6 protein-coding genes are annotated in these 4,856 nt (G+C 63.0%); all 6 read left to right on the top strand.

The window, feature by feature from the left end:
* Positions 1-1,080: 30S ribosomal protein S1 (locus WA702_RS03950; protein ID WP_425109226.1), on the top strand; the 1,080-nt coding region annotated here is incomplete at its 5' end.
* Positions 1,081-1,296: 216 nt separating this feature from the next.
* Positions 1,297-2,277 (top strand): signal peptide peptidase SppA, encoded by a 981-nt coding sequence (gene sppA / locus WA702_RS03945; protein WP_425109225.1) that lies wholly within the window; start codon positions 1,297-1,299, stop codon positions 2,275-2,277.
* Between the two features lie 173 nt (positions 2,278-2,450).
* Positions 2,451-2,771 (top strand): integration host factor subunit beta, encoded by a 321-nt coding sequence (locus tag WA702_RS03940; RefSeq protein ID WP_425109224.1) that lies wholly within the window; start codon positions 2,451-2,453, stop codon positions 2,769-2,771.
* Between the two features lie 130 nt (positions 2,772-2,901).
* Positions 2,902-3,303 carry a lipopolysaccharide assembly protein LapA domain-containing protein gene (locus WA702_RS03935; protein ID WP_425109223.1) on the top strand — a complete coding sequence of 134 codons (402 nt, stop codon included), beginning with the start codon at positions 2,902-2,904 and terminating at the stop codon, positions 3,301-3,303.
* 52 nt (positions 3,304-3,355) lie between these two features.
* Positions 3,356-4,015: a phosphoribosylanthranilate isomerase gene (locus tag WA702_RS03930; RefSeq protein WP_425109222.1), complete on the top strand. Its 660-nt coding sequence runs from the start codon at positions 3,356-3,358 to the stop codon at positions 4,013-4,015.
* Positions 4,012-4,856 (top strand): tryptophan synthase subunit beta (trpB, locus tag WA702_RS03925; protein ID WP_425109221.1); only part of this gene is annotated, 845 nt, incomplete at its 3' end. The genes WA702_RS03930 and trpB, both read left to right, overlap by 4 nt.

Raw genomic sequence — 4,856 nt, 5'->3', positions numbered from 1 at the left:
GTCAAGAACATCACCGATTACGGTGCGTTCGTCGACCTCGGCGGCATCGACGGCCTGCTGCACGTCACCGATATCGCGTGGCGCCGCGTCAACCATCCGACCGAGGTGCTCACCATCGGCCAGACGGTGAAGGTCAAGATCATCAAGATCAACCACGAGACGCACCGCATTTCTCTAGGTATGAAGCAATTGCTGGACGACCCGTGGCAGGGCATCGAGGCGAAGTACCCGCTGGGTGCGCGCTTCTCGGGCCGCGTCACCAACATCACCGACTACGGCGCCTTCGTCGAGCTGGAGCCGGGCATCGAAGGCCTGATCCACGTCTCGGAGATGTCGTGGACCAAGAAGAACATGCACCCCGGCAAGATCGTCTCGACCTCGCAGGAAGTCGAAGTCCAGGTGCTCGAGGTCGACAGCGTCAAGCGCCGCATCTCGCTCGGCCTCAAGCAGACCATGCGCAATCCGTGGGAGGTCTTCGTCGAAGGCCATCCGACCGGTTCGACGGTCGAGGGCGAGGTCAAGAACAAGACCGAGTTCGGCCTGTTCCTGGGTCTCGAGGGCGACGTCGACGGCATGGTCCATCTGTCGGATCTCGACTGGAAGCAGCCGGGCGAGCAGGTCATCGACAACTACAAGAAGGGCGACGTGGTCAAGGCCGTGGTGCTCGACGTCGACGTGGAGAAGGAGCGGATCTCGCTCGGCATTAAGCAGCTCGAAGGCGATCCCTTCGCCGAGCCGGGCGATGTCAAGAAGGGCGCTGTCGTCACCTGCGAGGTGATTGACGTCAAGGATGGCGGTATCGACGTCAAGATCACCGGCACCGACTTCACCTCCTTCATCAAGCGCTCCGAGCTGGCGCGTGACCGCAACGATCAACGCTCCGAACGCTTTGCCGTCGGTGAGAAGGTCGATGCGCGCGTGATCCAGTTCGACAAAAAGGCCCGCAAGGTGCAGGTCTCCATCAAGGCGCTGGAAGTCGCGGAAGAGAAGGAAGCCATCGCTCAGTACGGCTCCTCCGATTCGGGCGCTACGCTCGGCGACATCCTGGGCACCGCGCTCAAGAACCGCGACCAGAAGTAAGCCGTCTCACATCGCGAGACATCGAAGCCCCGGCCGAAAGGTCGGGGCTTTTTTACAAGTGAATTGTTTCAGGCGTCATTCCGGTTCGCGCGCCAGCGCAAACCCGCCGCAGCATCGAGCCATGCTTTCTTCATATTGCGCCGCAATTGATGTAAGCAGATAACGCTGTTTTCACCCTGCGGATGCAATACCGGCTGTCATTTCCTGGAGATTTCCATGTCGCTCGATTCGGATGTGATCGTTGATCGCCGCAGGCTGCGCCGCAAGCTGACGTTCTGGCGGGTCGCCGCCGTGCTGATCGCGATCGCCGCATTGGCCGTTGCTGGACTTGTGCTGTCGCCGCGCGGGACCGCCGTGCTGTCGGCCACCGGCTCGATCGCGCGCGTCAACATCGAGGGCCTGATCCGCAGCAACCAGGAGCGCACCGAGGCGCTGGAGCGGCTGGGGAATTCGTCTGCGGCCGCCGTCATCGTGCATATCAACTCGCCGGGAGGCACCACCGCGGGATCCGAGCAGCTCTATGATTCGCTGGTGCAGCTGAAGGCGAAGAAGCCGCTCGTCGTCGTCGTCGAAGGCCTCGCCGCCTCGGGCGGCTACATTACCGCGATCGGGGCCGACCACATCATCGCGCAACAGACCTCGCTGGTTGGCTCGATCGGCGTGCTGTTCCAGTTCCCGAATGTCAGCGATCTCCTGAAGACCGTCGGCGTCAAGATCGAAGAAGTGAAGTCCACCCCGCTGAAGGCTGCGCCCAATGGCTACGAGCCGACCAGCCCGGAGGCGCGTGACGCGCTCGATGCGCTCGTGAAGGATTCCTACGCCTGGTTCAAGGATCTCGTCAAAACCCGGCGCGGCATGGATGACGCGCAACTCGCGAAGGTTTCCGATGGCCGCGTCTTCACGGGCCGTCAGGCTGTTGACCTGAAGCTGATCGATGAACTCGGCGACGAGAAGACCGCGGTGGCGTGGCTGGTCGCGCAGAAGAACGTTAAGAAAGACCTGCCGGTGCGCGACTACAAGCTCACGCCGCGCTTCGGCGATCTCACTTTCCTGCGCACGGCAGCCTCGATCACCCTCGACGCGATGGGCTTTGGTTCCATTGCGCGCCAGATCGAGCATACCGGCATGACGCAGGCGGTCGATCGGCTCGCCTTGGATGGCATGCTCGCATTGTGGCAGCCCGGCAGCGGGAACTAATTCCCGTCAAAGCCGCCTCGTCGACGATTTCCCGTTTTGCGTGTGTCGCGGCAAAGCTCGTCTTGATGCTTTGTCACGCAATTTCGCGTCGCCTTTGAATGATTTAGCGTCTTGACAGCCTGAGGCATTTTCACGGAAATGGACAGCCGACTTTCCCCGGGTACACCTTCTCGATGATCAAATCCGAGCTTGTTCAGCGTATCGCCGAGCACAACCCGCATCTCTATCAGCGGGATGTCGAGAATATCGTGAATGCGATCCTCGACGAGATCGTGGCCGCCCTTGCACGCGGTGATCGCGTCGAGCTGCGCGGTTTTGGCGCTTTCTCGGTGAAGCACCGTCCAGCCCGCGCCGGACGCAATCCGCGGACCGGCGCGCATGTGCCGGTCGACCAGAAAAGCGTGCCGTTCTTCAAGACCGGCAAGGAAATGCGGGAGCGGCTGAATCGCGATGATCCGTCGGCCGCTGACGACGCGGATGCAGACGAAGCCTAGTGTCCGGCTCTGACATTCGCTTGAATGTCCCGCCGCGCTGCTGAAGCGAATGTCAAATCCACCCCATCAGGCTGGATCGCAAGGCCAAATCGGTTGTTGCAGTCATCCATGTTGCTCGTGAGGCTGGCGGATGCGAAAATTTCTCACCACAGTGGTCATCATCGCGCTGTTCGTTCTCTTTGTCGTGTTCGCAGTTGCGAACCGGCATGATGTGACGGTGTCTTTCGATCCGTTCAATTCGGGCGATCCGGTGCTGACGTACACGATGCCGCTGTTCGTGCTGATCATCGCGTCTGTAGCCGCAGGCGTGCTGGTCGGCGGCTGCGCCACCTGGATCGGCCAACGCCGCTGGCGGCGGGCCGCCCGGCAGCACCGCACCGATGCCGAGACCGCGCGGACCGAGTTGGCCAACCTGAAAGCTACCGTGGTGCCGCACGGCGGATCGCAGCGTTTGCCGGCGTCGTTCCAGCCCGGTCCTCCGCCCGGTCTGTTTGGGCCTTACAGGCGAGACAAGCAGGACGCAGCGTTGTAGAAGGCGCTGCACAAGCGGACGTTCTCCTGTCCGCTCCGGAACCCGTTGTACCATGTCCCTGCTCGTCAAAATCTGTGGCCTGACCACGCGCGAGACGCTCGACACGGCGCTCGCGGCCGGCGCAGACATGGTTGGCTTCGTGTTCTTCCCGCCGTCGCCGCGGCACCTCGGCCTGGAGGCTGCGCGCGAGCTCGGCACTGCGGCCAAGGGCCGCGCGCTGAAAGTGGCGCTCACCGTTGATGCCGACGATACGACGATCGAAAACATCGTCGAGATGCTGCGGCCGGACCTGTTGCAGCTGCACGGCTACGAGAGCATCGCGCGCATTCGCGATCTCAAGAGCCGCTTTGGCCTGCCGGTCATGAAGGCGATCCCGGTGGCAACCGCAGCCGACCTGGCGCCGCTCGCCGGCTATGCCGCGGTCTGCGACCGCATCCTGTTCGATGGCCGCGCGCCGAAGGATGCGACGCGTCCGGGCGGGCTTGGCGCCGCCTTCGACTGGCATTTGCTGGAAAACCTTGCGCTCGATCGGCCCTTCATGGTCTCGGGCGGCCTGAGCATCGACAACGTCGCCGAGGCCGTGCGCGTGACCCGCGCCGGCGGCGTCGATGTCTCCTCCGGCGTCGAGCGCGCGCCCGGCGTGAAGGATTGCGACATGATCAGAGATTTTGTCCGCGCTGCGCGCGCCACCGAAGAGTTGACCAGCCGATGACCACGCAACGTCCCAATTCCTTTCGCTCCGGCCCCGACGAGCGCGGCCATTTCGGCATGTTCGGCGGCCGCTTCGTCGCCGAAACGCTGATGCCGCTGGTGCTTGAGCTGGAGCAGGCCTACGCCGCAGCCAAGGATGATCCGGCCTTCAAGGCCCAGATGGACGGCTATCTCAAGCACTATGTCGGCCGTCCGTCGCCGCTCTATTTCGCCGAGCGGCTGACCGCGCATCTCGGCGGCGCCAAAATCTATTTGAAGCGCGAGGAGCTCAATCACACCGGCTCGCACAAGGTCAACAATGTGCTCGGCCAGATCATGCTGGCGCAGCGCATGGGCAAGCAGCGCATCATCGCCGAGACCGGTGCCGGCCAGCACGGCGTTGCCACCGCGACGCTGTGCGCCCGCTTCGGTCTTGATTGCATCGTCTATATGGGCGCCGTCGATGTCGAGCGGCAGCAGCCCAACGTGATCCGCATGGAAATGCTGGGTGCCAAGGTGATCCCGGTGCAGTCCGGCGCGCGCACCCTGAAGGACGCGATGAACGAGGCGATGCGCGACTGGGTCACCAACGTGCACGACACTTTCTATTGCATCGGCACCGTGGCCGGCATGCATCCCTACCCGATGATGGTGCGCGACTTCCAGTCGGTGATCGGCAACGAGACGCGCGAGCAGATGCAGGAGTTGGAAGGTCGCCTGCCGGATTCGCTGGTCGCCTGCATCGGCGGCGGCTCCAATGCGATGGGCCTATTCCATCCGTTCCTCGATGATCCTTCGGTTGAGATCTATGGCGTCGAGGCGGCCGGTCATGGCCTGACGAAGCTGCATGCGGCCTCGATCGC

Source organism: Bradyrhizobium sp. (assembly GCF_049798375.1).
Taxonomy (GTDB): domain Bacteria; phylum Pseudomonadota; class Alphaproteobacteria; order Rhizobiales; family Xanthobacteraceae; genus Bradyrhizobium.
This window is presented reverse-complemented; position numbering and strand designations above follow the sequence as displayed.